Origin of the sequence: Streptomyces sp. NPDC001351 (assembly GCF_042896045.1) — a bacterium.
Classification (GTDB): domain Bacteria; phylum Actinomycetota; class Actinomycetes; order Streptomycetales; family Streptomycetaceae; genus Streptomyces.
Genome location: NZ_JBIAWS010000001.1, coordinates 492,236 through 514,330, shown reverse-complemented (window position 1 = coordinate 514,330; position 22,095 = coordinate 492,236). Strand labels below are relative to the sequence as shown.

Here is a 22,095-nt window from a genome sequence, read left to right as displayed (position 1 = left end):
GGCCGCCCTGGCTGCGCCGCCCCCACACGTCTTTCACGGCCCCTCATGAACTGGATCACGCCACTTCGGCACCTTCCGCGTTGCGCCTGCAACGGGTGGTACGAGAGGATGTTCGACGAACTGTGAGGCGTGCGTGACACACGATCATGTCGCGACGGTCGTGCAGCAATGACACACAACACACTTACGGGGGTGGGTTGATGAAGTTCGACATGGGGTCGACGACCCTGTCGGAACTCGGCAAGAGCACCGTCGGTTCCAGCGAGGACCTGGGCGCGCTGATCAGACTGCTGATCCAGGCGGCGGAGCCGCTCGAGGGGAAGTTCAACGGGGCGGGCAAGGCCGCGTTCGACGCGTTCAAGGCGCATGCCGACGAGATCACCAACGAGCTGAACAGCTCGCTCGGCGCGATCCTGGGCGGCCAGTCCGGCATGGACACCGCGTTCGGCACCGGTGACGTGGAGCTGGGCGACAACGCCCAACAGAACATGAGCGCCGCCAACTTCGACGCGGCCCGCTTCGGCGCGCGCTGAGCGTCGTAGCCACCGGCCGCCAAGTCGCCTTATCCGTCACCAACTTCAGGGGGACATTCGATCATGGCCCAGAACCAGGACCGGCGCTCCTACGACACCGGCGCCTCCGCCGAGGTCCAGGGCAGTCTCGCCGGCGTCATCGGCCAGCTGGAGCGCGTGCTGGCCGACCGCGACCGCGCGGTCAAGGCCGCGATGGCCGACTTCACCGCGGACGGCGTCGCCGACGAGTACCACGGCAAGGAAGTCCGCTGGCACCGCGCGGCCAGCGAGGTCCGCGAGATCATCCGGCTGGTCCGCTCGACGCTGGAACAGAACGACGGCACCGCCCAGTCGACCCTGGCCAAGGCCAAGTCGGCCGTCGACAACATCGGCTGACACAGCGCCAGGTGCAGGGCGGGCGGATGCCGGCAGGTACGGGGACGAGGGGGAATGTCGTGACGGGGTGGGACATCCATCCGGCCGGGGTGTACGGCGTGCTGTCCAAGACGGCGACCGCGGCGAAGGACATGTCGGACGCGGGCTCGGCGATACAGGGCAATCTCGAGGAAGCTGCCTCTGCGGCGGGGACCCTGACCAGTCAGTACGGCCCGTACACCAGCACGGCCGGTCTGGTCGGTTCGGCACTGGGCCAGTTCGCGGAGCACTGGAACCGGGACCTCCTCTACATCGCCAAGCGGACTTCGAGGTCCCTGAACGGAGCGGACGAGGCCACCCGCCACTACATGGCCGGCTCCCTGGAGCAGGCGGCGAACGCCCAGCAGGCGGCGGCCAAGGAGCCCAAGGTGGACCTGCCCGGCAAGGGTGAGACGGGTCCCCGGGAGGGCCAGTAGCGGTGGGCGACGAGGCGAAGCTCATAGACCCGTCAGGGATCCCGCACTTCATCGGCGACCTGGCCACGCTCGATACCGACGTCATGCTGCTGACCGCGGACGCGGGCCAGTTCCGGGCGTCCGGCTCGGATGTGCACACCGAGTTCCAGGGCCTGTCCGCGTTTTATTCGGCGCCGGAGGCGGAGCAGTTGTTCGCCACCACGCTGCCGGTGAAGCAGAAGTCGGACGCGTTCGCCGACGACCTCGAGAAGGTCGCCACGGCCCTGTCGGACTACAGCTTCGAAGTCCAGCCGCTGGTACGGAAGCTGGAGGCGCTCAAGGCCGACGCGACCGCGTTCGTGAACTCGGTGACCGGGGACGACGACTGGCGCAAGGACCAGGACAAGGTCGACCACAACAACGACCTGTGGCACGACGTCAACCACACGGTCGCCGCCTTCCAGGCCGCCGAACGCACCGCCTACAACAAGATCATGGCCTTGATCGGCGGAGCCGGTCTGACCGCCGACGACGGCTCCCACGGCAAGAACACATACGGCTACAACGCCGACGACCTCGACCACGCCAAGGAAACCCCCTGGGGAGCGCCGGTCGAGCGGGAGTACGAGGGCTGGTCCTGGCTGGTCCACCAGACCGGGCAGGTGTGGGACGGCGTCTGGCACGACGGTGTCATCGGCACCCTCCACGGCCTGGGCACCCTCTTCGGCTCGGACGGCTGGGGCGCGGCCGGCGAAGCCTGGAAAAACCTCGCCAAGCTCGGCACCGCCACCTCCCTCACCAGCGCGACGCTGGGCACCTGGTGGCTGATCCCGGACGACCAACTGCCCTCCTGGCTGCGTGAGTCGCGCAAGGTCCACACCCAGGCGGTGAAAGGTTTCCTCGCCTACGACCAGTGGAAGACCAACCCGGCCCGCGCGGCAGGCGCGTTCGGCTTCAACGTCCTGACCGTGGCCGGCACCGAGGGCGTCGGCAGCGCGGCAAGCGGGGCGGGCAAGGCGGGCGCTGCGGCCCGCACTCTCTCGGTGGCCGGCAAGGTCGGCCGGGCCATCGATCCGATGACGTACATCGGCAAGGTGGGCAAGTTCGCCTTCGTCAAGGTCGGCGACACCTTCAGCACGCTGAAGAATCTCCACACCGGGACGTACCTGGACATGGCGAACGTCGCCGACAGGTACGCGCCCGCCGAACACCCGCTGCCGCTCGCGGAGCGCCCGGTCTCCGTGCCCGAAAGTGCCGTCGAGTACGTCGAGGCCAGGGGCAACCCGGTCTATCTCACCCAGGATGGCCACGTCCTCGACGCCGACGGGAGCATGCGCCAGCACGTCACAGGGGCCAAGGTCGAGGCGTCGGCCGCCGAACGCGAAATCCTTGAGTCCACACCGCACACACCCCTGGCAGCAGGGACCCGAGAACCTGAACTCGTCGGCACTCACGCGGCGACAAACTCTGTCGCCGATGCGGGTCACGTCGGCGAGCGTGTTACCGGGAGCGGCGCACGAGACGTTGGGCAGGGTTCGACTGCCTCCGAGCGCCCATCGGCAGGTGAGAGTGGCGCCTCACGCGGCTCGGGAGATGCGTCGACGACGAGCCACAGTACTTCGACTGGCGGTGGTCACGGCGAGTCGGGACACAGGAGTGAACCGCCGCACCATGGTCAAGACCCCACGCATGACGGGCACGATGCAGAAGCGGAGGACCACGGAGTCGGCGCTGAGGAACAGGCGCACAACGGACACCCGGCGCAACCTGACTTCAGCCGACCTGAACTTCCAGCAGGTACCGCCGAGCGGACCTTGCGCGAGATGCGGAACATGCGCCACAGCCGTGCCCGGTACAAAGGCGCCGAGGACTATGTCCGGGAGATGTTCGGTGGAGGCCCCGAACAGCACTATCCCGTGGCCCCACACCAGCACCCCTACCACCCGGTGGAAACTCCTGGCGGACGACACGTGGACGTGCCGGTCCGGACTGCGGACGGGCGTACGCTGGCCGTCGAGGTCAAGCACTACCTGGAGTGGCGCACCGTTAAGCTCGAAGGCGGTGGCACCAAGGCAGTCAAGGGCGAAGTGCCCCTGAGCCCGGGCATCAAGGAACAGATCAATAAAGACTTGACACTGCGGAGAAAAGACCCCACGTTTGATCCTCGGTGGGTTTTTCTCCACGCACCGCCATCGCAGGCACTTCGAAATTATCTTATTCAGGCACGAATAATCTTCATCGAATTCGGACCTGCCCCTAAGTGAGCCAACCACAATGAAAGGTATCCCACATGACAACGCCACCGAGCCCTGACGCATCAGAGTGGGCTGGACATGGGCGGCGGGTCATAATGGATGTGGCTGACATGCTCGGGGTGCCGCCAGAGGTGTACTCGCGCGACCCTCAGCAGTTGATCCCGTCCCTGCAGGACTATGTGTCCAAGCTCCCGCTCAACGAGTTCGAGCAGTCCGACTGGGTCACACTTCACACGGATCTGCTCTTCTACGTGGCCGACTACCTCATCCAGCGGCACGGCGCTCACTGGGTGGTAGCCAACGATCCGAATGCGCCCCGCGGTTATCGTTATGTCATCGAGGCGCAGGGACGAGATGGCCAGACTCGACGAGTCGATCCAGCTGATGTGGTAATGACTGAGTTCAACAATCCACCCATCGAGATCACGCGCATGCTGGCCAGCGCAGAGCTCACACTGAGGCTGACTACTGCCAGCGCGGAGTAGTCAGTGACGTCAACCGTGACCCGCCACGACTTCCCCGTGGACAACGTGGACGACGCCATGGCGCCAATCATGCAAAGTAGGCCTGGCCCCGCTCGCACTCACTTGCATGGCCCGCGATACCGACTTTCCCATCGACGTCGAGTCCGAATATCTACCCGAGGAACTGCTGAGGTTCGGCTGGGCCGGCGAGGTTGACGCCTGATCCTCTCCTGCAGCGCACGCGTGACGTGACAGTGCACATCAGACTGCTATGGACGATCTCCGGTGGCAATCGGCGAGCAACATGGTTGGAGTGAGCGATTGTCTGATACCCGCGATTTCAAACGAATCATCCGGATGATGCCCCTAGACGCGGAGGCCGCCGCCGCTCTTGGAGAGTGGCTCGAGCAGGTCGACTCGCTTCTGGACGCCTCGGCACTCGACCTGTCCCAGGCTGACCTGTCAGGTACGGACCTCGCTATGGCGCTCCTGATGCAGACCGTCCTCCGCAACGCCAAACTCGTCGGCACCGACCTCTATCGGGCACACCTGGAGGGTGCCGTGCTCGACGAGGCCGATCTCTCCGGCGCATCCCTGGTCAAGGCCGAGCTCGACGAGGCTTCCCTGCGCGGCGCCACCGTGAACGAAGCAGACTTGGGAAGCAGCAGCCTCTGGGCGGTCGATGCTCGGTCGGCTTCCTTCCGGGCAGCAAAGCTCGATGGTGCTTCCTTGACCGATGCGAGGCTGGAAGGTGCCGATGCGAGGCTGGAAGGTGCCGATCTCACCAACGCATCAGTGCGTGAGACGTTTTTGAGGGCAGTACTGGACGAGCACACAGTCGTCCGAGGGCTCTCGGGCACCCTCTTTGGCCCTGTGGTCATCGACCAGGCAGGCGCACGGCGCGAGGTCAACGGACGGGAACTCGAGCAGTGGCTCAACAGCCGCGGGGCGAACGTACGCGTTCTCGGCCCGATCCTCGGTGACAGCACGTACTACGCCATGTTCAGCGACGGCTACTCGCGCAGCAATCCCCATGGCATCGTCAGACGCCGCATCGTGAGCTGCATAGCGCATGACGAGGCTTTCACGAGGAACCTGCGCTGGGAACCGACCGAATACCTGCAGCTGTACGCGCTGGGACACAACGAGGTCGACCATGCGGAGATCAGCGAAGCGGAAGCGGCTGCTTTTATCAAGAAGGTCACGGAAAAGAACAGATAGCCAACCGGCAGGTACCAGCCATGATAGCCGAAAAGCGAGGGATGGATCAGGAAGAAATGTGCCTGAGCTGCGAGGACGCGAATGCTGACGCCTCATACGCCATCCAGTCGCTGGACCACAAGGAATCGCTACATGCAAGCCCAGGACTACGACAGCTAACTCCTCGACGCCCGGCCGGCGGCGTCGGCTCCACGTTGGTGAAGACGGCAAGGCAGCTGAACCACGAGGGGATGAGCCACCGCATCGCAATCCTGTCTCCGAACGGCCCGACGTTCCCGTAAGGAAATGCCATGTCGACTTTGATGCGTGCACCACGGGCGCGCGGTTCGTGGTTCTGGGATCTCTACGAATTCGACGAACCAAGCTTGGAGTCGACCTTCTCGCTCGCAGCTCGGATGAGTGACGTGCTGACCCGATACGAACTTCTCACCCCGGTTCAGCTTGAGTACACCTGGAACATCATGGGCGCTGGGACCACTGGCATCACGACCACGCTTGAGCTCACCAAACCACTGCTGCAGGATCCGGGTCTCTCTGAACGGGTACGGGGCAGTCGCCCCGCCGCCCACCCTGCCGCCGGCATCACCGACTTCGACGTCCTCGGTACGGGAACATGGATCGATGAGGGAGGACATGCCCGGAGCGAGTACCGACTCGTCGACCTGTCCCTCTCCGCCGCTCCTACGGGTCTCTCAGCTGAGCTGTCTGTGCATCACGACATTTGGGGCCGGTACGACTTCACAGGGCGACCGCACCCCGAGATTTACCAGAACAACGCTCCACGGCTCACTGCCGCACTCAAAGACCTCACAGCCCTACTCGGCATAGCCCCCGAGCCTGGAGAACCGACGTACTTCGGAACGGCCACCGTTGACGGGCTCGCTGAGCCGGATGCGGATGAGAGCGGCCTGGGCCCCGACCTGACCTTCTGGCTCCGGTGATCAGAGGGAGTGCCCGTGCTGGGGCTCCCACCGCATCGAGATTGCCCGTATGCCGAGCACCGCTGAACTTGCTTTGCGCTCCGCCTCGCAGGCCGGTGAGGGTGCGTGAGGCCCGCCAACTTGGTTGAGTGCAGACTGGTTCAGTTAGATCCCCTGCACCTCATGGAACAACGAGGACTTAAGTCATGTCAGCCCAGGACTACGACAGCCAGCTTCTTGAGTCGGTCTCGGTCCGGCGCCGACGGCTGCGGGATGCCGTGCTGTTCGGCGGACAGCGGCAGCGCCGGACCGTGGACGAGCGGCTGGGCAAGGTGTTTGCGGGTGTGGTGATCGCTGCGGTGTTGTGCGCCGGGTGTGTGGGGTGGTCGTTTGTTTCGCATCGGGTTCTGGGCAAGGCCTTGAGTCCGTATGGAACTTCGACTACAGCACCATCCTCACCCTCTGCGCAGACACCGACCGGTGCGCCTTCCGCCCGGTGATAAGTTCGAACGCGTGATATCTACGGGGGCATCGAGCCGTGCGGGGCTTGCGTTGAGCCGGGTCACTCTGGTGGGTGAGCGACGGCGGGTCGATCTTGTACTGCCGTCGCAGGAGCCGATCGGGCGGCTGCTTCCCGAGGTGATGCGGCTGCTGGACGATCGGGTGGGTACGCGGCCGCAAACACGTCATCTGGTGGCGGGCGACGGCAATGTCCTCGACCCGGACGCCACCTTGGAGTCGGCGGCTGTGGCCGACGGTGCGGTGTTGCGGCTCGTGCGTGTCGAGGACGCGCCGTCCGCTCCCGTCGTCCACGACGTGACCGACGAGGCCGCCGACGATCTCGACGTACGGGCCTGGCGATGGCGCCCCGCCGCGCGCCGCGTTGTCGCCGGCAGTGCGACGGTCGGGTGGGCGCTGGCCGCCTCCTTCCTCGCCCGCCAGGCGTTCACCGCGCAGACCGTGGGTGCCGTCCTCCTCGTCATCGCCGCCCTCGCCGCAGCCGCTGGTGCGGCGTTCGGCCGGGCCGGACTGCGCGGGCTCGCCGGCACACTCGTCGTCACCGGTGGCGCCCTGGGTGCGTTCGGGGTGTGGAGTCTGGCGGATGCCCAGGACTGGTCGGGCGCGGTGCGGCTGGCGGGTGTTGCTGGAGTGGTGGCCGTCTCGCTGCTGCTGCTCGGATGGTGCTCGCCACTAGGACGCGGCGGGGTCTTCGGTGCTACTGCGCTCGTTGGGGGCGGGCTGTGTTGGGAGGTGGCGCTCGCCTTTCAGTCGGCGGGGCAGGCCGCGGCGCTGCTCGCCGTCGTGTCGGTGGTTGTCCTGGGACTGCTGCCTCGGTTCGCGTTGATGGCGTCGGGGCTTTCGGGTCTCGACGACCGGCGCTCGGGCGGCGCCTCGGTGAGCCGCTATCAGGTGTCGACGGCGCTCGCGGCCACCCACCGCGGGCTCGCCCTCGCGACGGTCGTGACGGCGGTGTCCGCCGCCGTCGCCGGGGCGCTCGTGCTGCGTACGACCACGGTGTGGACGGTGCTGCTCGCGCTGGCCGTCACGCTGGTGCTCGCGTTGCGGGCACGGGCGTATCCGCTGGTCCCCGAGGTCGTCGCGCTGCTCGTGGCGGCCGCGGTGGTGGCGGTTCGGCTGGCCTGGGTGTGGCTGGAGCGCTCTGGTGCGGTCGGGCCACTCGCGGCGCTGGTGGTGCTGGCGGTCGTCCCGCTGGCCGTGCTCGTGGTGCAGCCGCCCGAGCATGTGCGGGTGCGGTTGCGCCGGTTCGGCGACGTACTCGAGTCGGTCGGAGTGATCGCGCTGTTCCCGCTGGTGATCGGCGCCTTCGGGGTGTACGGGCGGCTGCTCGGCACCTTCGCGTGAGCGTGAGGCGGCAGGGATGACCAGTGCTCAGGGCGGCGGTTGGCAGGACGAGGTGCTGCGCGAACTGCGAGGCGGCGCGCCGACGCCGGTCGGTCCGGAAACCGTGGCCAACGCGAACGACGCCTCGGAGCGCGCTGGCTTTGAGCCCGGTGCTACGGCGAGCCTGAGGGAAGGAGAGGGCGTCAAAGCCCCGCTCCCGGTCCGTCACCCCGCCGAACAGCGCCCCAACCCGGGGCAACCGACTCCCCCGCAGACCGACTCGGCAACCCCCAGTGACATACCGCCACATCCGCCCACGAACCCGCCCCGGCCGGCCGAACAGCTCCCCCAGCCCGTGTCCGATCCTCCCCACACCACGCCGTACCGCGACGCCACCGCCCCGCCCGTGCCTGCACGGAACCCCCAAGGGCAAAGCGCCCCGACCGCCAGGCCCTCCTCCGCCCCACCAGCGGCGAGCGGCAGGCCGGTCGTCCGTCACCGCCCCGCCGGCCCCGCCCTCCCCTTCCCCACCCCCGAATCCCTCCCCACCATCGACCCGCGCCTCGCACTCGCGCTGGGGAAGCCGTCCCACGGGGACTCCATAGCGCGGCGGACGGGACAGACCATCCGGCGGCTGACCTCGTCGGCCTCCCAGGAGGTCGCCGAGGAGACCCGGATCGGGCGGGAGTTGCAGCAGCCGGTCACCACGGGCCGGGTGATCGCCGTGACGTCGATCCGGGGAGGCGTCGGCAAAACGACGACCACCGCGCTGCTCGCCCGTACGTTCAACCACTACCGGCACGACCCGGTGCTCGCCCTGGAGGCGGACGCCGCGCTCGGCACACTGCCGGTGCGACTGGGCGCCGAGTCGGTGCGCTGGTCGTGCACCGAACTGGCCCACATCCTCACTCCCCAGATGCAACTCACCGACATCACGGGGTACTTGGTGCCGGTCACGGACGGCGGCTGGCTGCTGCCCGCCAGCCAGGGACGCCTCGGCCCTCCGCTGGACATCCGCACCTACCGCACGGTGACGCTGGCGCTGCGCCGCTACTTCTCCGTCACTCTGGTGGACTGCGAGACCCTGCCCGGTGAAGTGGCCCGTACCGCGATGGACACCGCACACGCCCGCGTGGTCGTCGCCCCCCTCACCGCCGAGGGCGTCGGCGGGACACGCGTCGTTCTCGACTGGCTCGCCCAACTGCCGCACGAGGCTCTCGCGTCCACCGTCGTCGCCCTCACCTCGGGCACACCCGACCAGAACCTCGACCTGAAGACGGCCACAGCGCATCTGCGCGAAACAGGGGTCACCATCGTGCACCTGCCTTACGACCGGCATCTCGCGGCCGGCGGACCCATCCGTACCCAGCTGCTCGGCTCGGGCACGCGCCGCGCGGCCACGCAGCTCGCGGCCCAGGCGCTGCAGCGGGCGGTGCGAGTCCGATGACGCAGCACCTGGTCCACCGCCCGGCCCGGGCCACCCGCCCGCTGCCCGCGGCCGAGGCGCGCACCATCGAGCCGCCGCCGAACCTGCCCGAAGGAAAGATGGGCACCGCGGCCACGGCCCTGCTGCCGATGGCCGGTGTCATGTCGTCCGTGGTGATGATGACCGTCATCCGCTCCAGCCAGTTCGCGGGCCTCGGCGCGGTCGTGCTCGTCATCGCGCTGCTCGGGGCCGTGGCGCTGTTCTTGTCACAGCGCGGCAAGGCACAGCGACAGCGGAGAGTGCAGCGCGAACGGTATCTGGAATATCTGGAGGAACTCCGCGAGGAGTTGGGCACGGCAGAGCGCGTACGGCGGCAGGCCGCACGGGAGTTGAACCCTCCCCCGTCGGCGCTGTACGACCTGGTGCGCGATCCGGCGCGGCTGTGGGAACGACGACGTACGGACGCCGACTTCCTTCAACTACGCGTCGGCGTGGGTGACGTACCCGTACAGGACGTGGTGGTCGGACAGAACTCGGCGAGCGGGGTGCTCACGCCGCCGGACCCGTTCATGCTCAACGAGGCGCGGGCGCTACAGGCCCGGTTCGCAACCACGACCGACCATCCGCTGACGGTGCCGCTGGACCGCGCGGGCAACGTGAGCCTCATCGGCGACCGCGAGGGCGTCCTGCGCGTCGCCCGGGCACTGCTCGTGCAGGCCGCCGTCACGCACGCGCCCGACGACGTCGCGCTCGCACTGGGCGTGCCCGGCGAGCACATGGCGGAGTGGGAGTGGGCGAAGTGGCTGCCGCACGTCCTGCATCCGGACGAGCTGGACGGGCCGGTGGCCGCCCGGCGCATCGCACCCGATCTCGCTCAGTTGGCGCGGGTCGTCGCCGGCGACCTGAAGAAGCGTTCCTCTTACGCCGCCGAGGTGCGCCGCGGCCTCTCCGACCGCACCGCGCTGAGCCTCGGCAGCCGGCTGCTCGTCGTAAGCGACGACTACGGACACAACGCGGCCGAACTGCCCCGCCCGGACGCGGCCGTTGCCCTCGGCGACATGGGCGTGACGGTTGTGCACTTGCTCGCCGAGCAGGTGCACGAGCCCGATCAGGTCGCCGTGCGGATCACTGTCGACGGGGACCGGGTCACGGTCGATGACCTGCGGGGCGAGCACGTCGTACGAGTCTCGGGGGAGCTTGACCCGGTGAGCGCAGCCGGCGGCGAAGGACTGGCCCGGATGCTGGCGCCACTGCGCCTGTCCCCCGAGTCGGCCGCCGACGGCACACCGGTGTCCGGCCCCGTCGACTTCCCCCAACTGCTCGGCATCGGCGACCCGGCCGCCCTGGACCTGGCCCGGCAGTGGTCGCCGCGTGGTGAGCGTGACTTCCTACGGGTGCCGATCGGGCTGGACGACCGCCACGAACCGGTCCTGCTCGATCTGAAGGAGTCGTCCGAACTGGGCATGGGACCCCACGGGTTGTGCGTGGGCGCAACCGGTTCCGGCAAGAGCGAGCTGCTGCGCAGTCTCGTGCTCGCGCTGGTGACGACGCATCCGCCCGAGGATCTGGCGATGGTGCTCGTCGACTACAAGGGCGGCGCAACCTTCGCCCCGTTCACGGGCCTGCCGCACGTGGCGGGCGTCATCACCAACCTGGAGAACCAGGCCGGTCTCGTCGAGCGCGTGCACACCTCGCTGGCCGGTGAGATCAAGCGACGTCAGCAGGTCCTCAAGGACGCGGGGCACATCGCCGACATCGGTCACTACCGGGCGTTGCGCGCCACAGCCCGCCCCGACCTCGAACCACTCCCGCACCTGTTCGTCGTGATCGACGAGTTCGGTGAACTGATCACCGCGAAGCCGGACTTCATCGACCTGTTCCTCTCCATCGGCCGGATCGGCCGCTCCATCGGCGTACATCTACTCCTGTCCAGCCAGCGCATCGAGGGCGGGAAGCTGAAGGGCCTGGAGACCTATCTCTCGTACCGGCTGGGTCTGCGCACCTTCTCGGCGGACGAGTCGCGCACGGTCCTGGAGACCACCGACGCCTTCAACCTGCCCCCGCTGCCGGGCTTCGGCTATCTCAAGGTCGACACATCCACGTACACACGCTTCAAGGCCGGCTTCGTCTCCGGCGCCTACCGCGGGCCGGTACAGCGCGATGCGGTCGCCGACGACGAGCCGCTGGCCTGGCCGTACCCGCCGTACAACACGCTGGAGACGCCGACCGGGCCGACGGCGGGAAACGGCGATGCGGCCGTGCCGCGCGAGCGCGACAGCGGGCCCACCGTGCTGTCCACCGTGGTGGACCAGCTCGCGGACGCGGCCGGACCGGTACGGCGGATCTGGCTGCCGCCGCTACCCGACGCGGTGACGCTGACGGCAGCAGCCGGACCCGTGCAGGCATCAGCGGACGGACTGCAACTAACCCGCACAGAAGGCCCGTTGCGGATTCCCCTCGGACTCCTCGACGACCCGGCACGGCAGTGGCAGGGCCGGTGGGTGCACGACCTGAACACCGCCGGCGGGCACACAGCCGTCATCGGCGGCCCGCAGTCCGGCAAGACGACCCTGCTGCGCACCCTGGCCCTGTCCCTCGCCGTGACCCACACACCGCACGACGTCGCGCTCTACGGCCTCGACCTGGTCGGCGGCGGTCTGAGCGCGCTGTCCGGCCTGCCGCACGTCGGCGGGATCGCGGGACGCGCCGACCACGAACGCGCCGCCCGCACGGTCGCCGAGGTACGCACCATGCTCGCCGAGCGCGAGCAAGTGTTCCGCGAGCACGGCATCGACTCCGTCGACCAGCTGCGCACCCTGCGCGCGAAGGGCGAGCTGCCCGAACTCGGCTCCACGGATGTCGTCCTGCTCATCGACGGATTCGGCGCGCTGCGCGACGAGTTCGCCGACCTCGACGACGCCGTCGCCGACCTCCTCAAGCGCGGCAGCGGCTACGGCATCCACGTCGTCGCGGGCATGCTGCGCTGGAACGAGGTCCGCATCGCCACCCAGTCGATGTTCGGCAGCCGTATCGAACTGCGCCTCAACGACCCCGCCGACTCCTCCGTCGACCGAAAACTCTCCGAGACCCTGTCGGCCGACACCCCCGGCCGCGCCCTCACCGACGGCAAGCTGTTCGCGCACGTCGCCCTGCCCCGCCTCGACGCACTCGCCCAGTCCACGGACCTGGGAGCGGCCCTGGAGGACGCCGTACGCTCGGTGCGCGCCACCTGGCACGGCGAACAGGCGGCCCCCGTACGGGTGTTGCCCACCCGGCTGCCCGCGCAACGCCTGCCCTCCACCGCCGAGGTACCGCACGCGATACCGATCGGCGTCGACCAGGAGGCCCTGTCCCCCGCCGTCCTCGACCTGTTCGGCACCGACCAGCACCTACTGGTCCTGGGCGACAACGAATGCGGCAAGACCAACCTCCTCAAGCTCGTCTCTCGCTCGCTCGTGGACCGATACGGCGACGACGAGCTCGTCTTCGGCATCTTCGACCCGCGGCGCGGCCTGCGCGGCGTGATCCCGGAGCCGTACCGCGGCGGCTACGCACACAACGCGAAACTGTCCGCCGCCCTCGCCACCGGCATCGCGACGGAACTGGAGAAACGACTCCCGGAAGCCGCCGATCCCGACGTGCTGAGTGACGAACCGGCCTTCACCGGACCCCGGATCGTGATCCTTGTCGACGACTACGACATCCTCACCGCCGCCGGCCAGCAGCCCCTTGACCCGTTCCTGCCGTACATCTCCTCGGCCCAGGACATCGGACTGCACTTCGTCGTGGCCCGACGCGTCGCGGGCGCCTCGCGCGCGCTGTACGAGCCATTCCTGACGACGCTGCGCGAGACCGGCGCCACGGCCCTCGTGATGACGGGCGACCGCACGGAGGGCCAACTCTTCCCCGGCCTGTACGCCTCCCCGCAGCCGCCGGGCCGAGGCACCCTGGTCCGCCGCGGCCGCCGCCACCAGCTGATCCAGACGGCCCTCACAGAGGAGACCGACCCGATGGAGACCCCCGCGTGACCAAGGACGTCATCGCGCTCACCCCGAAGATGCCGGACACCCGCTCACTCCTGGCCGGCCTGCACGCAGGCGGCCCCGAGCTGAGCCTGACCGCCACGGACGACGGCGCGGTCCTGCAGCTGTGCACGACAGGCGGGCGCCCGCTGGTCTCGGTCGAGGCGCCGGTCCTCGTCCACGTCCCCGGCGAGGCCGAACGCCTCCTGGGCCCCCAAGTAACAGCGCCCGAGCTGCCGTTCTGGTGGACGGAGACCCGCGCCTCCACGGCCATACGTGAGGCGGAAGCCTTGGCCGGGTCCGTCTGCGGACGCCTGACGATGCTGCTCGGCGGAACCAGCTGGCCGCCTGGCGCCGCACACACGGCGCACGTCCCGATCCCGGACGACTCGACGACGGACGAGCGGCCGCAGACACGCCCCTCGCCACTCCCCATAGTCGACGTCCTGACCGACTCGACCGCGGTCGTCCTGGCCGACCGCCCACTCGTCCCGCTCTCCGCCTGGCTGTCGGACCTCCTCCGCACCACGGCACAGACGAACCGTGCCTTCCACCTCGTCACACCACCCCACGTCCGCCTCACCCTGCCGCTGCGTACCGCACTGGGCGGTGCACCCAACCGCTGGGTGATCCAGGACCCTGCGGGCGGCTACTACGACGGCCTCTCCGGCGTACGACTCGCTTGGCGGGACGGCACGTTCACGCCGACCGACACCACGGTCGCCGACGCCTTCACGGCAGCGAGCACACCCGTCGAGCAGCGGCAACTCACGGTTTCGTTCCGCACGGTGCACGCGCCCGACGCCGACCTCGTACTCGGCCGGGCTCTCGAAACCGCCTGGCGCCACCTCACCGGCGCGGCACCCACGGGCTGGGGCACGGCAGAACCCGTCAACCTCCCCTGGTCCCCACGCCAGTTGACTGACCTAGCCCGCGACCGAGCTCCGTCCCCGACCCACCTCATCGCGATCGGCAACTCCGACCACCCGGCCATCGCCACCCACCGCATCACCCGCACCACGGCAGGCGTCGCCGAGGACACGGCCCTCACGCTCGGTTACGCCACACCCGCCGAAATCCCCCTATCCGCCTTGGAATCCCTCGCCGCCACGCTCGTCAGCTCGCACGGCCTGACGACGATGCTCACCACTCTCCGCAACGGCCGCACCGACCTCACCCTGCCCGCCCACCTGGAAGCGCCACCTCTTCCGGTGTCCTTCACCCTGGGCCCGCGGGACGTGCGCGCCATCGGCCTCACTCATGCGCGCCGCCCACCCCTTGCGACGAAACCGCGGCAGCTCGGGTCGCCCAGCTATCCGGCGCTCCACTACCCGCTTGGCGACGGACACGACGCCGAAGCGTGGACAGCACTTCAGAGCCTGACCGTCCACCTCAAGAACGGCCCAGGAGTTGCCAGTTCGGCGTAGCATCCGGCCGCTGGGTTTTGGATGGCTTCAGAGTGGCCGTGAACGGCCCGCCGCGCACGAGCCCGCCGATCCCGTAGACACGGGACGGTGCTACTCACCCGCACCCGGGGAACTGACGCTCGTGCAATCCGAACAGCCCGTCACAATTGCGCCACGCCGCCCACCCATCACGCGCCGGGCGTCCATGATCGCCCGCATGAACAGAACCTTCGCCACCGCCGCGCTCGCCACCGCTCTCCTCACGGGACTCACCGCATGCAGCAACGGCACGTCCAACAGCGACTCGAGCTCGTCGCAGAAACCCGGTGCCCCCGCGAGTAAGCCGCTCACCGCCAGCACTGCGTTTGCTTCCATCTCGGGCAAGGTCAGTTCCGCGAAGCTGTCCGGGACGGTCACGGCCGAGAACGACCCGAACCACCTCCTCGGCCGGCCGAACCAGTACACGTCGAAGGTCACCTTCACGGACAGCAGGATCAAGGCGGCCGACGTGACCGGTACAGAGAAGGGCGACGTCGAACGCGGCGGCGCCATCGAGGTGTTCGGCAGCTCGGCCGACGCGACAGCCCGCGCCAAATACATCCAGGCAGTCACCAAGTCGATGCCCGCACTCACCGAGTACGACTACGTCCACGACATGGTCCTCATCCGCGTCTCGCACTACCTGACGCCCGCACAGGCCGCCTCGTACAAGACCGCAGCCGCACACCTCTCCTGAGGGACACGGCCAGCAAGCAACAAGCGCTCTTCGAACTGCCAGTAGACAACTCACACCGCGCTGCCCTCCGCAGTGAAGACCTCCTCGGGGGGCACGCTCTGCCTGGACGACGCGAGCTCCCACACCGGCCGAGGACGCGCAGGGAGCCGTCGTCATGCAGGACCCACTGCTGCGCTGCCGTTGCACCTTTAGATCTGGATCTTGGCGTGGTCGGCTCCCGAGTCGGGCTGTACGCCGGGGACAGCCACGTATTCCGTGACGGCTAGGACGCCCACCGTGTGACGAGGACGTAGGTCTTCAACCGAGCGGCGTGGCCGGCCATCGCCACCTTCCAAGGGGCAGGGTCCTCGGCGGCGATCTCCCGCCACAGCTCAGCCACGGCAGCTGCAAACGCGCCCAGCGCCTTGGGATCGGCCTCGTGCCAGGACGGAACGCGCTGCACCCAGGAGACCGCCTGGGCGGCTGTCGCCCCGGCCTCAATGATCCGCAGCGCAAGCATGAACGGGTCGATCCACGCCGCGCCCCGTGTCGGCCAGGCCCAGTCGATCAGGCGGGCCCTACCGCTGTCGATCAGAACGTTGTCCGGCGCGAAGTCCGTGTGCAGCAGGGCTGTCCCAGCGAACAGCCCTGCCTGCCCCTCCTTGGCGTACTTCCCCCACCGCTCCACCGCCGTCTTCAGGTGGACGTCACCCGGTGCAGTGACCTCTTGCAACTCGACGAGCGCGGCCACGACGACTGTGAGGTCGTCGTTGTTGGTGTAGTCGGCGTGGCGGCCATCGACTGCCTCGTAGCCGAGGAGCACCCAGCCGCCTGCCTCCACGTGCCACATCAGTCTCGGGCAGGCCGCAGGCAGATAGGGGCTGACCGCGATCTCCCTCTTCTGTGAGGCGACTTGCGGGTTGTCGGCTGGAATGCCCTTGACGAAGACGATGCCGGTCTCGGTGTCGAGGAGGGCAGCGATGGCGCTGTTGATGCCACCGCCGACGGTACTGGTCGCTGTGATCCGACCCGTGTGGATGGTGACCCCTTGACGGGCAGCGAGGGGAAGATCATCAAAGGCGACGCGAGGCATGGACACGGGCGCGGTTCCTCGGGTGGTGAGCGGGCGGGACGCTGCCCCGGCCAGCGTAAGCCGGGACAGCGCAAGGCAGAGACTCGGTCTAGTACGGGTTGTCGTCGCCGGCCGAGCAGTTACACCCAGCTGCCTGAGCGACCTCGCTGTCCACGTCGCCGATGATCCGGAACTCACCCCTGCTGATCGCCGGATTTTGGACGGGCACGGGCAGGATGCTGGTCGCGGTCACAGCCGGGCGGCGCCCGATGGTGACCATCACCGGCTCAGGTCGGCTTGGCGTTGCGGTGGGTGGAGTCATGATCCGTAGCCTCCGTGTTGGCAGTAGAGCGATCGGTTGTCCCCCGCCTCCTGGTAGAGCCTCGCCAGCGGTCGGCACGTCCTGCATGTCGCGGCCTTCGTGCAGCCGGAGCATCCACCGGTGCGGAGCTGTAGGGACTCGGCGACTGTGCCGAGCAGACGAAGCCCTTCGAGGCCTTCGGTCATGAGGTTCACGCTCGGATCGCGGCCTACTTTGCAGACGGATGCGATGCCGTGCGGATTGACGTGGAAGAAGGTGTGACCGGCGTTGCAGCCCTGGAAGATGCTGCGCGGCCGCAGGTGACCGGCGGCCTGCGCGGCGAGCGGGTTCGCTTCGCCATCGATCGTCGGCGACATACTCGAGTACACCTGTTGCGGAAAGCCCCATCGATCCTCGGCGAGCCGCACCATGGCGTCCAACTCGTGCTCGTTGGCGTCGGACACGATCACGTTGAGGCGTACGGGCAGGTCGGCCTCACGTGCCGCATCAAGGCCGCGGGTGAACCGGTTCCACGCGCCGCGGTTGCGGGTGACCGCCTCGTACGTTGCCTCGGTCGCGCCGTAGAGGCTCACTGTCAGCCGGTACGGCCGGTATCGGGCAAACAGTTCACGGACCGCGAACTTGTGAAGCTGTGATCCATTCGTCGACACTTGCACCATCAGGCCCAGCTCGTGCGCGTATTCGTAGGCCGCAGCGAACTGCGGGTCGATCAGCGCCTCACCGCCGGTGATCTGCAGCCACAACACACCGGCGTCACGCATCATCTCCAGCAGGCGCTTCTTGTCCTCCCACGGCAGGCCGGCAAACCTCTTCTCGCCGAGGTAGCAGAAGCCGCAGTCGTAGTCGCACCCGAGGTTGATCTCCCATGACGCCTTCACGAAGCCGTACGGCGACGGCTCACGGACGAGCATCACAGCGGAGAGGCCGCCTTCTGGCAGAGTCGTCCCCCACGCCTCGGCGGCCGCGGCATGCAGCCAAGCCGGGGCCGCGTGGCCTTCGGCAGCAGCGGCACGCAGTTCCTCGTAGCTCGACTGGTGTATTTGGATGCCTTGAGGATGGCCGGGCCGCAGAAGCAGGTACTGCCCCATGAAGGGGCTGGCGAGCAAGCTGTGCATGGCGTTCCTTCACATGTCACGTGGGCAGGAGCCTGAGAAGCGACCCCACTGCCCGCTGCCGAGAGGGGTGGGCTCATGCCCCTCTCGGGCTGGCCAGGAGCGTCGCTGGCACCGGGGCTCGCGGGCGCTAACCGCTGAGGACGGGCGCGCTGGACTGTTGGTGGCACAGCGCGTACAGAGCCCGGCAGGTCAGGGCGAGGTCTTCCATGTGGACGGCGGCCGTTCGATGGTCCGAGCTCGGCTCGTCATCGAGCGCCGTGCGAGCGCGAATGAGGAGCCAACGCGCGGTCTCGCGGTCGCTGGTGTCCTCCTCTTGCCCTTCGATCGCCGCTTCCAGCTCGGCGGCCAGCAGTTCCACGTGCCTGTGCAAATAGCGCGTCAACGCGTCCACCTCAGCCCGGTTTGGAACCGTGGCGGGCAGCCCACTGGTCAGCTCCAAGGCCTCGGCCCAGGCCTGGCTGACCAGATCGAAGTCGAGCAGCCGGCCTTCAGGCACCGGACTGCTCCTTCTCCGCAGCCAAACGGAAGCGGCCCAGGTTGACCATCTGTGCCACCGCGTCGACTTGGCAGACGGCCTGGGGGCGGTCCGGCGGCACACACCAGAACGATCGGGCCAGGTATCGGCTCGAGTCGATGCTCGGATGCGGGACGCCGAGATAGCTCCCTGCGACGAGGCAGGCCGTATCTGGGACCCGCCAGGGCGTACACGGTTCGGCCCGGACCAGGCAGTAGTACCGCCCTGATTGCCGATCAAGGAATACCGGACCGCCGAACAGGGCTGCCTCAAGGTAATCGTCGACCCCGGTGCGGTCCTCGCTACGGGCAGCCGCGAACACGACGTGGGCCGGAACACGAATAGCAGAGAACTGGACGCCACAGCGCAGGAGGGCAACGTCCATGGTCTGCCACTCAGCCCGCGCCCGGGCTGGATCATCGGCAGCCTGGAGAAGCCATTGGGTGACGTCCAGCTGGTGATCGGCGCGGTTGCGTGCGACCACTTCGTTTTCCGTATCCAGCGTTGTGCGTCCGCTTTCTCTCCTCACCACTCGGTGCAGGCGACCGGGCGACATCGCCGTCCGAGATGACACGTTCGAGCTATTTGTGCAGCTATCGAGGTCCATGAGCAACTGCCTCCCTATTACGTTCAGTCAGGGACAGCTACGACGGTAGATTTCCGACATCACAGGCTGAAGTGACTGTGAGTACAGGTGGTTTGCACTCGAACCCCGGGAACGGACACCCCATGCGGCCAAGTTCACGAAAAACCCTGACCGGCAGTACGGGAACCCCGACGCGACCGCGTTCCGGCCTGATCTCGGGGTACGTCCTGCGCCTTGTCAGGGAGCAGCAGGGCTACACACAGGAGGAACTCGCCGAGCACCTGTCAGTCTCCATGGACACCATCGCCGGCTGGGAGACAGGACGCCGCCCGCTGACCGCCGTCCCGGTCGGTCAGATGCTCATGCACCGTCACCGACTGATGCAGATGGGAACCCCGTCCGCGCTCCTTCAAGCTCTCGAGCACGCTCTGGAGGCAGATGTCCTGCTGTCGACCGTGCTCGACTGCGACGTCCCGGTTGAGGAAAGCCCGCTGGGCGCGATGGTGATGCAGCGAGACCTCGGCGAGGTGGTGGCCTGGCCACTCAACGGCGTACCGCCGCAGACCATCCGGGACTTGCCTCAGCCACCGCGCTCCCGACGCGGCCCCGCACCGACCGGCCCTCAGCTCAGCCAACCGGAACGCACAGCGTTCTTCTCCACCATGCGGCGCACCGTTGAACAGGCGCGCGGCGAAGGCCAATTCCTATTACGTCGCCAGGCCCTCTATCTCTCCGGCTACGACACACGGACCGATGCAGCGGATTGGCTCGCCCACCAACAACGCACCGAGCGACCGAACGACTGGCTGACCCTTTGGCTCAACTCTCGCAGTGTCGCGGCCGTCGCCGCCCGGCAAGGCGACCACGACCGCATGGGCCACTTCATCGACACCGCGCTCATGGACGACGAAGCCGGCGAGGCCGCCAACCTGAACTACTGGGCTTACTGGGTCGGCGAGATGCAGCACACGGAGCTGTCGGACGACTTCATCGCCAACCGCACACCAAGGCCCTGGCCCGGCGACAAGCTCCTCGTACACCTCGTCCAAGGACTGGCGCCGCACCACGGCTACGTCGACCTCAACATCCACACCCTCTGGTCACTGCTGCAGATCCGCCCCCACCTGCTGCGCTCGGGTGCCGCAGCTAGGGCCCTTCGCGATCGGCTCCCCGTGATGTTGGATAGCCGGGAGCTCTCGTTGCGCGGACGACGGGAGCTGGAAAGCATCCGGTACGCGATCCGCCTCGCCGAGGCGTGAGAGGAGCCCCACGGTGTCCGAGGACCTGACCGCGGTCGCCCGTTTCCTGTACGAGGCGGGCACGCTGAAGAACACGGCTCGCACCGGATGGTGGATGGCCGGCGTACAGCACCCCGAGTCGGTCGCGGAGCACTCGTGGCGCACGGCCCTCATCGCCACCATCATCGCGAAACTGGAGGGCGCCGACCCGGCCCGGGCCGCGTTCCTTGCCGTCTGGCACGACTCCCAGGAGACCCGCACCGGGGACGTCAACCACCTCGGCAAGAAGTACAGCGGCGGCGACGCCGACCCCCGCGACATCACCGCCGACCAAGTTGCCGGTATGCCCGAGCTCCTGGCCGACGCGGTACGTGACTTGGTCGCCGAGTACGAGGCCAAGGAGTCCCCGGAAGCAATCTGCGCGCGGGACGCCGACAAGCTGGAGTGCATGATCCAGGGCGTCGAGTACCGGGACCAGGGCTATGCCAACGCTCAGCGGTGGATCGACAACAGCCGGGGCCGGATCACCACCAAGGCGGGTCAGGCGCTCGCTGACGCTGTGCTGGAGACAGGTTCACTGGACTGGCTGCGCGCGGCGCTTGGCGAGTGAAAACGGCGGCTGGCGGCCAGAGCGGGTCCGGGAGCCGATGACGGGCACGGACTCAGGTTTGGATCCGGTCGTGCTGCACAGGGCTCGACAGGGGTTCGACGGTGTGCGGGGTCGCCTTACCCCTGCGCCGGCGGCGCACTCTCCAGGTCAACCAACCGCCGCCGGCCACGAGTCCCGTGGCGATCAGAGACCCGATCGTCTCGCTGAGCGCACCCTGGCCGATGGCGTCCCAGGGCGGTGTGGACACCCTGAGGCGACCGAATCTGCCCGAGGGGCCGGGGAAGGTAGTGAACGCCGCACTCCACGATCTGCACTTGCGAGCAGGGCTCCCGTCCGTGCGCGACCTCGTCGCTCGGGTCGGCGGCGACGACGTCGCCGGCAGGAGCCTCCACCCACGCATCCAGCGCCGCCTGAGCCTGCTCCATGTTCTCGAACGCGTCGCAATCGTCGAGGAATTCGCGCCGTAGCGTCTGATGGAACTGCTTGACCTTGCCCGTCGTGGTCGAGGATGCCAGCTGAGTGAGACGGTGCGCGATCCCGTTCTCCCGGCAGATCCGGTCGAATAACACCTCACCACCCTGCCCGAACCGGTCGGTGAACTGCTCGCCGTTGTCGGTCAGCACCTCCTCCGGCATCCCGAACGGCTGCAAGGCCCGGACGAAGGCCGCACAGGCCGCCCTCCCGGTCGCCCGTTCGACCACCGATGCGATCACGCAGTGCCGGGAATGGTCGTCCACCCCGGTCACGACCTACCGGACCTACTACCTGAAGAAACGCACCGAGGGCCACAAGCACATACCTGCCGTCATCGCCCTCGCCCGCCGCCGCGTCGGCGTCCTGTGGGCCCTTCTTCGCGACAACCGCCTCTTCACAACCACGCCGCCAACGGCAGGTGCAGCCACACCAGCCTGACCCGGCCAAGACGACCAGATGGGCCACCTACCTGTACTCAGTGCTCAAGGCCGTGCTTGTGGAGTGCCGCACTAGCGAAGGCCAAACGACCGTGCCAGCCCTTGGGCAGGGCG

Annotated in this window: 21 protein-coding genes and 2 pseudogenes; 17 read left to right on the top strand and 6 right to left on the bottom strand. The window is 68.0% G+C overall.

Annotated features, from left to right (window positions below; translation table 11 throughout):
* Positions 1-200 precede the first annotated feature (200 nt).
* The 14 genes from ACFY1U_RS02350 to ACFY1U_RS02285 all read left to right on the top strand — a co-directional run bounded on the left by ACFY1U_RS02350 (position 201) and on the right by ACFY1U_RS02285 (position 15,634).
* Entirely contained in the window at positions 201-533 is a 333-nt protein-coding gene (locus ACFY1U_RS02350) for a hypothetical protein (protein WP_390692257.1), read from the top strand.
* A 63-nt stretch (positions 534-596) separates the two neighbouring features.
* Positions 597-908 carry a pore-forming ESAT-6 family protein gene (locus tag ACFY1U_RS02345; protein WP_390692256.1) on the top strand — a complete coding sequence of 104 codons (312 nt, stop codon included), beginning with the start codon at positions 597-599 and terminating at the stop codon, positions 906-908.
* A 59-nt stretch (positions 909-967) separates the two neighbouring features.
* Positions 968-1,363: a DUF6507 family protein gene (locus ACFY1U_RS02340; RefSeq protein ID WP_390692255.1), complete on the top strand. Its 396-nt coding sequence runs from the start codon at positions 968-970 to the stop codon at positions 1,361-1,363.
* Between the two features lie 2 nt (positions 1,364-1,365).
* On the top strand, positions 1,366-3,606 hold the full coding sequence (locus ACFY1U_RS02335) for a hypothetical protein (RefSeq protein WP_390692254.1): 2,241 nt from the start codon (positions 1,366-1,368) through the stop codon (positions 3,604-3,606).
* An 86-nt stretch (positions 3,607-3,692) separates the two neighbouring features.
* The gene (locus ACFY1U_RS02330) at positions 3,693-4,082 is read left to right on the top strand and encodes a hypothetical protein (protein ID WP_390692253.1); all 390 of its coding nucleotides are present in this window, start codon (positions 3,693-3,695) and stop codon (positions 4,080-4,082) included.
* An 82-nt stretch (positions 4,083-4,164) separates the two neighbouring features.
* Positions 4,165-4,284, top strand: a complete 120-nt coding sequence (locus ACFY1U_RS02325; protein ID WP_390692831.1) for an Imm49 family immunity protein — start codon at positions 4,165-4,167, stop codon at positions 4,282-4,284.
* 62 nt (positions 4,285-4,346) lie between these two features.
* Complete coding sequence (locus ACFY1U_RS02320; protein ID WP_390692252.1) at positions 4,347-5,282, top strand: pentapeptide repeat-containing protein; 936 nt, start codon at positions 4,347-4,349, stop codon at positions 5,280-5,282.
* Between the two features lie 290 nt (positions 5,283-5,572).
* Entirely contained in the window at positions 5,573-6,223 is a 651-nt protein-coding gene (locus tag ACFY1U_RS02315) for a hypothetical protein (RefSeq protein ID WP_390692251.1), read from the top strand.
* 185 nt (positions 6,224-6,408) lie between these two features.
* A complete protein-coding gene (locus ACFY1U_RS02310) occupies positions 6,409-6,702 on the top strand; it encodes a hypothetical protein (protein ID WP_390692250.1) in 294 nt (97 codons plus the stop codon).
* A 13-nt stretch (positions 6,703-6,715) separates the two neighbouring features.
* The gene (locus ACFY1U_RS02305) at positions 6,716-8,065 is read left to right on the top strand and encodes an EsaB/YukD family protein (protein ID WP_390692249.1); all 1,350 of its coding nucleotides are present in this window, start codon (positions 6,716-6,718) and stop codon (positions 8,063-8,065) included.
* 16 nt (positions 8,066-8,081) lie between these two features.
* Positions 8,082-9,491 (top strand): type VII secretion protein, encoded by a 1,410-nt coding sequence (locus ACFY1U_RS02300; protein WP_390692248.1) that lies wholly within the window; start codon positions 8,082-8,084, stop codon positions 9,489-9,491.
* Positions 9,488-13,498 (top strand): type VII secretion protein EccCa, encoded by a 4,011-nt coding sequence (eccCa, locus tag ACFY1U_RS02295; RefSeq protein WP_390692247.1) that lies wholly within the window; start codon positions 9,488-9,490, stop codon positions 13,496-13,498. Before ACFY1U_RS02300 ends, eccCa begins: the two co-directional genes overlap by 4 nt.
* Positions 13,495-14,919 carry a DUF6177 family protein gene (locus tag ACFY1U_RS02290; protein WP_390692246.1) on the top strand — a complete coding sequence of 475 codons (1,425 nt, stop codon included), beginning with the start codon at positions 13,495-13,497 and terminating at the stop codon, positions 14,917-14,919. The genes eccCa and ACFY1U_RS02290 overlap by 4 nt, the downstream gene beginning before the upstream one ends.
* A gap of 196 nt (positions 14,920-15,115) precedes the next feature.
* Positions 15,116-15,634 (top strand): hypothetical protein, encoded by a 519-nt coding sequence (locus ACFY1U_RS02285; RefSeq protein WP_390692245.1) that lies wholly within the window; start codon positions 15,116-15,118, stop codon positions 15,632-15,634.
* A gap of 262 nt (positions 15,635-15,896) precedes the next feature.
* On the opposite strand, the gene ACFY1U_RS02280 is transcribed toward ACFY1U_RS02285, so the two are convergent.
* The 5 genes from ACFY1U_RS02280 to ACFY1U_RS02260 all read right to left on the bottom strand — a co-directional run bounded on the left by ACFY1U_RS02280 (position 15,897) and on the right by ACFY1U_RS02260 (position 19,243).
* Positions 15,897-16,706 (bottom strand): aminoglycoside phosphotransferase, encoded by an 810-nt coding sequence (locus ACFY1U_RS02280; protein ID WP_390692830.1) that lies wholly within the window; start codon positions 16,704-16,706, stop codon positions 15,897-15,899.
* An 88-nt stretch (positions 16,707-16,794) separates the two neighbouring features.
* Complete coding sequence (locus tag ACFY1U_RS02275) at positions 16,795-17,007, bottom strand: hypothetical protein (RefSeq protein WP_390692244.1); 213 nt, start codon at positions 17,005-17,007, stop codon at positions 16,795-16,797.
* Positions 17,004-18,122, bottom strand: a complete 1,119-nt coding sequence (locus tag ACFY1U_RS02270) for a radical SAM protein (RefSeq protein ID WP_390692243.1) — start codon at positions 18,120-18,122, stop codon at positions 17,004-17,006. The genes ACFY1U_RS02275 and ACFY1U_RS02270 overlap by 4 nt, the downstream gene beginning before the upstream one ends.
* Positions 18,123-18,249: 127 nt before the next feature.
* Positions 18,250-18,618: a DUF6415 family natural product biosynthesis protein gene (locus tag ACFY1U_RS02265; RefSeq protein ID WP_390692242.1), complete on the bottom strand. Its 369-nt coding sequence runs from the start codon at positions 18,616-18,618 to the stop codon at positions 18,250-18,252.
* Positions 18,611-19,243 carry a hypothetical protein gene (locus tag ACFY1U_RS02260; RefSeq protein ID WP_390692241.1) on the bottom strand — a complete coding sequence of 211 codons (633 nt, stop codon included), beginning with the start codon at positions 19,241-19,243 and terminating at the stop codon, positions 18,611-18,613. Before ACFY1U_RS02260 ends, ACFY1U_RS02265 begins: the two co-directional genes overlap by 8 nt.
* Positions 19,244-19,365: 122 nt before the next feature.
* On the opposite strand from ACFY1U_RS02260, the gene ACFY1U_RS02255 reads away from it, so the two are divergent.
* Together ACFY1U_RS02255 and ACFY1U_RS02250 are read left to right on the top strand one after the other, a co-directional pair.
* Complete coding sequence (locus ACFY1U_RS02255) at positions 19,366-20,481, top strand: helix-turn-helix domain-containing protein (RefSeq protein WP_390692829.1); 1,116 nt, start codon at positions 19,366-19,368, stop codon at positions 20,479-20,481.
* Positions 20,482-20,494: 13 nt separating this feature from the next.
* Complete coding sequence (locus ACFY1U_RS02250; RefSeq protein ID WP_390692240.1) at positions 20,495-21,070, top strand: HD family hydrolase; 576 nt, start codon at positions 20,495-20,497, stop codon at positions 21,068-21,070.
* A gap of 386 nt (positions 21,071-21,456) precedes the next feature.
* Here the strand turns inward: ACFY1U_RS02250 and ACFY1U_RS02245 are convergent.
* Positions 21,457-21,819, bottom strand: a pseudogene (locus ACFY1U_RS02245) (DDE-type integrase/transposase/recombinase); the annotation flags it as partial.
* A 4-nt stretch (positions 21,820-21,823) separates the two neighbouring features.
* Between ACFY1U_RS02245 and ACFY1U_RS02240 the strand changes: the two are divergent.
* A pseudogene (locus ACFY1U_RS02240) lies at positions 21,824-21,982 on the top strand (IS110 family transposase); the annotation flags it as partial.
* Positions 21,983-22,095: the final 113 nt, after the last annotated feature.

Excerpts from the sequence above, each read along its gene's own strand:
- ACFY1U_RS02350 (WP_390692257.1), top strand. The coding sequence starts at position 201 with ATGAAGTTCGACATGGGGTCGACGACCCTGTCGGAACTCGGCAAGAGC.
- ACFY1U_RS02345 (WP_390692256.1), top strand. The coding sequence starts at position 597 with ATGGCCCAGAACCAGGACCGGCGCTCCTACGACACCGGCGCCTCCGCC.
- ACFY1U_RS02330 (WP_390692253.1), top strand. The coding sequence starts at position 3,693 with ATGGATGTGGCTGACATGCTCGGGGTGCCGCCAGAGGTGTACTCGCGC.
- ACFY1U_RS02315 (WP_390692251.1), top strand. The coding sequence starts at position 5,573 with ATGTCGACTTTGATGCGTGCACCACGGGCGCGCGGTTCGTGGTTCTGG.
- ACFY1U_RS02310 (WP_390692250.1), top strand. The coding sequence starts at position 6,409 with ATGTCAGCCCAGGACTACGACAGCCAGCTTCTTGAGTCGGTCTCGGTC.
- ACFY1U_RS02300 (WP_390692248.1), top strand. The coding sequence starts at position 8,082 with ATGACCAGTGCTCAGGGCGGCGGTTGGCAGGACGAGGTGCTGCGCGAA.
- eccCa (WP_390692247.1), top strand. The coding sequence starts at position 9,488 with ATGACGCAGCACCTGGTCCACCGCCCGGCCCGGGCCACCCGCCCGCTG.
- ACFY1U_RS02285 (WP_390692245.1), top strand. The coding sequence starts at position 15,116 with ATGAACAGAACCTTCGCCACCGCCGCGCTCGCCACCGCTCTCCTCACG.
- ACFY1U_RS02280 (WP_390692830.1), bottom strand. The coding sequence starts at position 16,706 with ATGCCTCGCGTCGCCTTTGATGATCTTCCCCTCGCTGCCCGTCAAGGG.
- ACFY1U_RS02275 (WP_390692244.1), bottom strand. The coding sequence starts at position 17,007 with ATGACTCCACCCACCGCAACGCCAAGCCGACCTGAGCCGGTGATGGTC.
- ACFY1U_RS02270 (WP_390692243.1), bottom strand. The coding sequence starts at position 18,122 with ATGCACAGCTTGCTCGCCAGCCCCTTCATGGGGCAGTACCTGCTTCTG.
- ACFY1U_RS02260 (WP_390692241.1), bottom strand. The coding sequence starts at position 19,243 with ATGGACCTCGATAGCTGCACAAATAGCTCGAACGTGTCATCTCGGACG.
- ACFY1U_RS02255 (WP_390692829.1), top strand. The coding sequence starts at position 19,366 with ATGCGGCCAAGTTCACGAAAAACCCTGACCGGCAGTACGGGAACCCCG.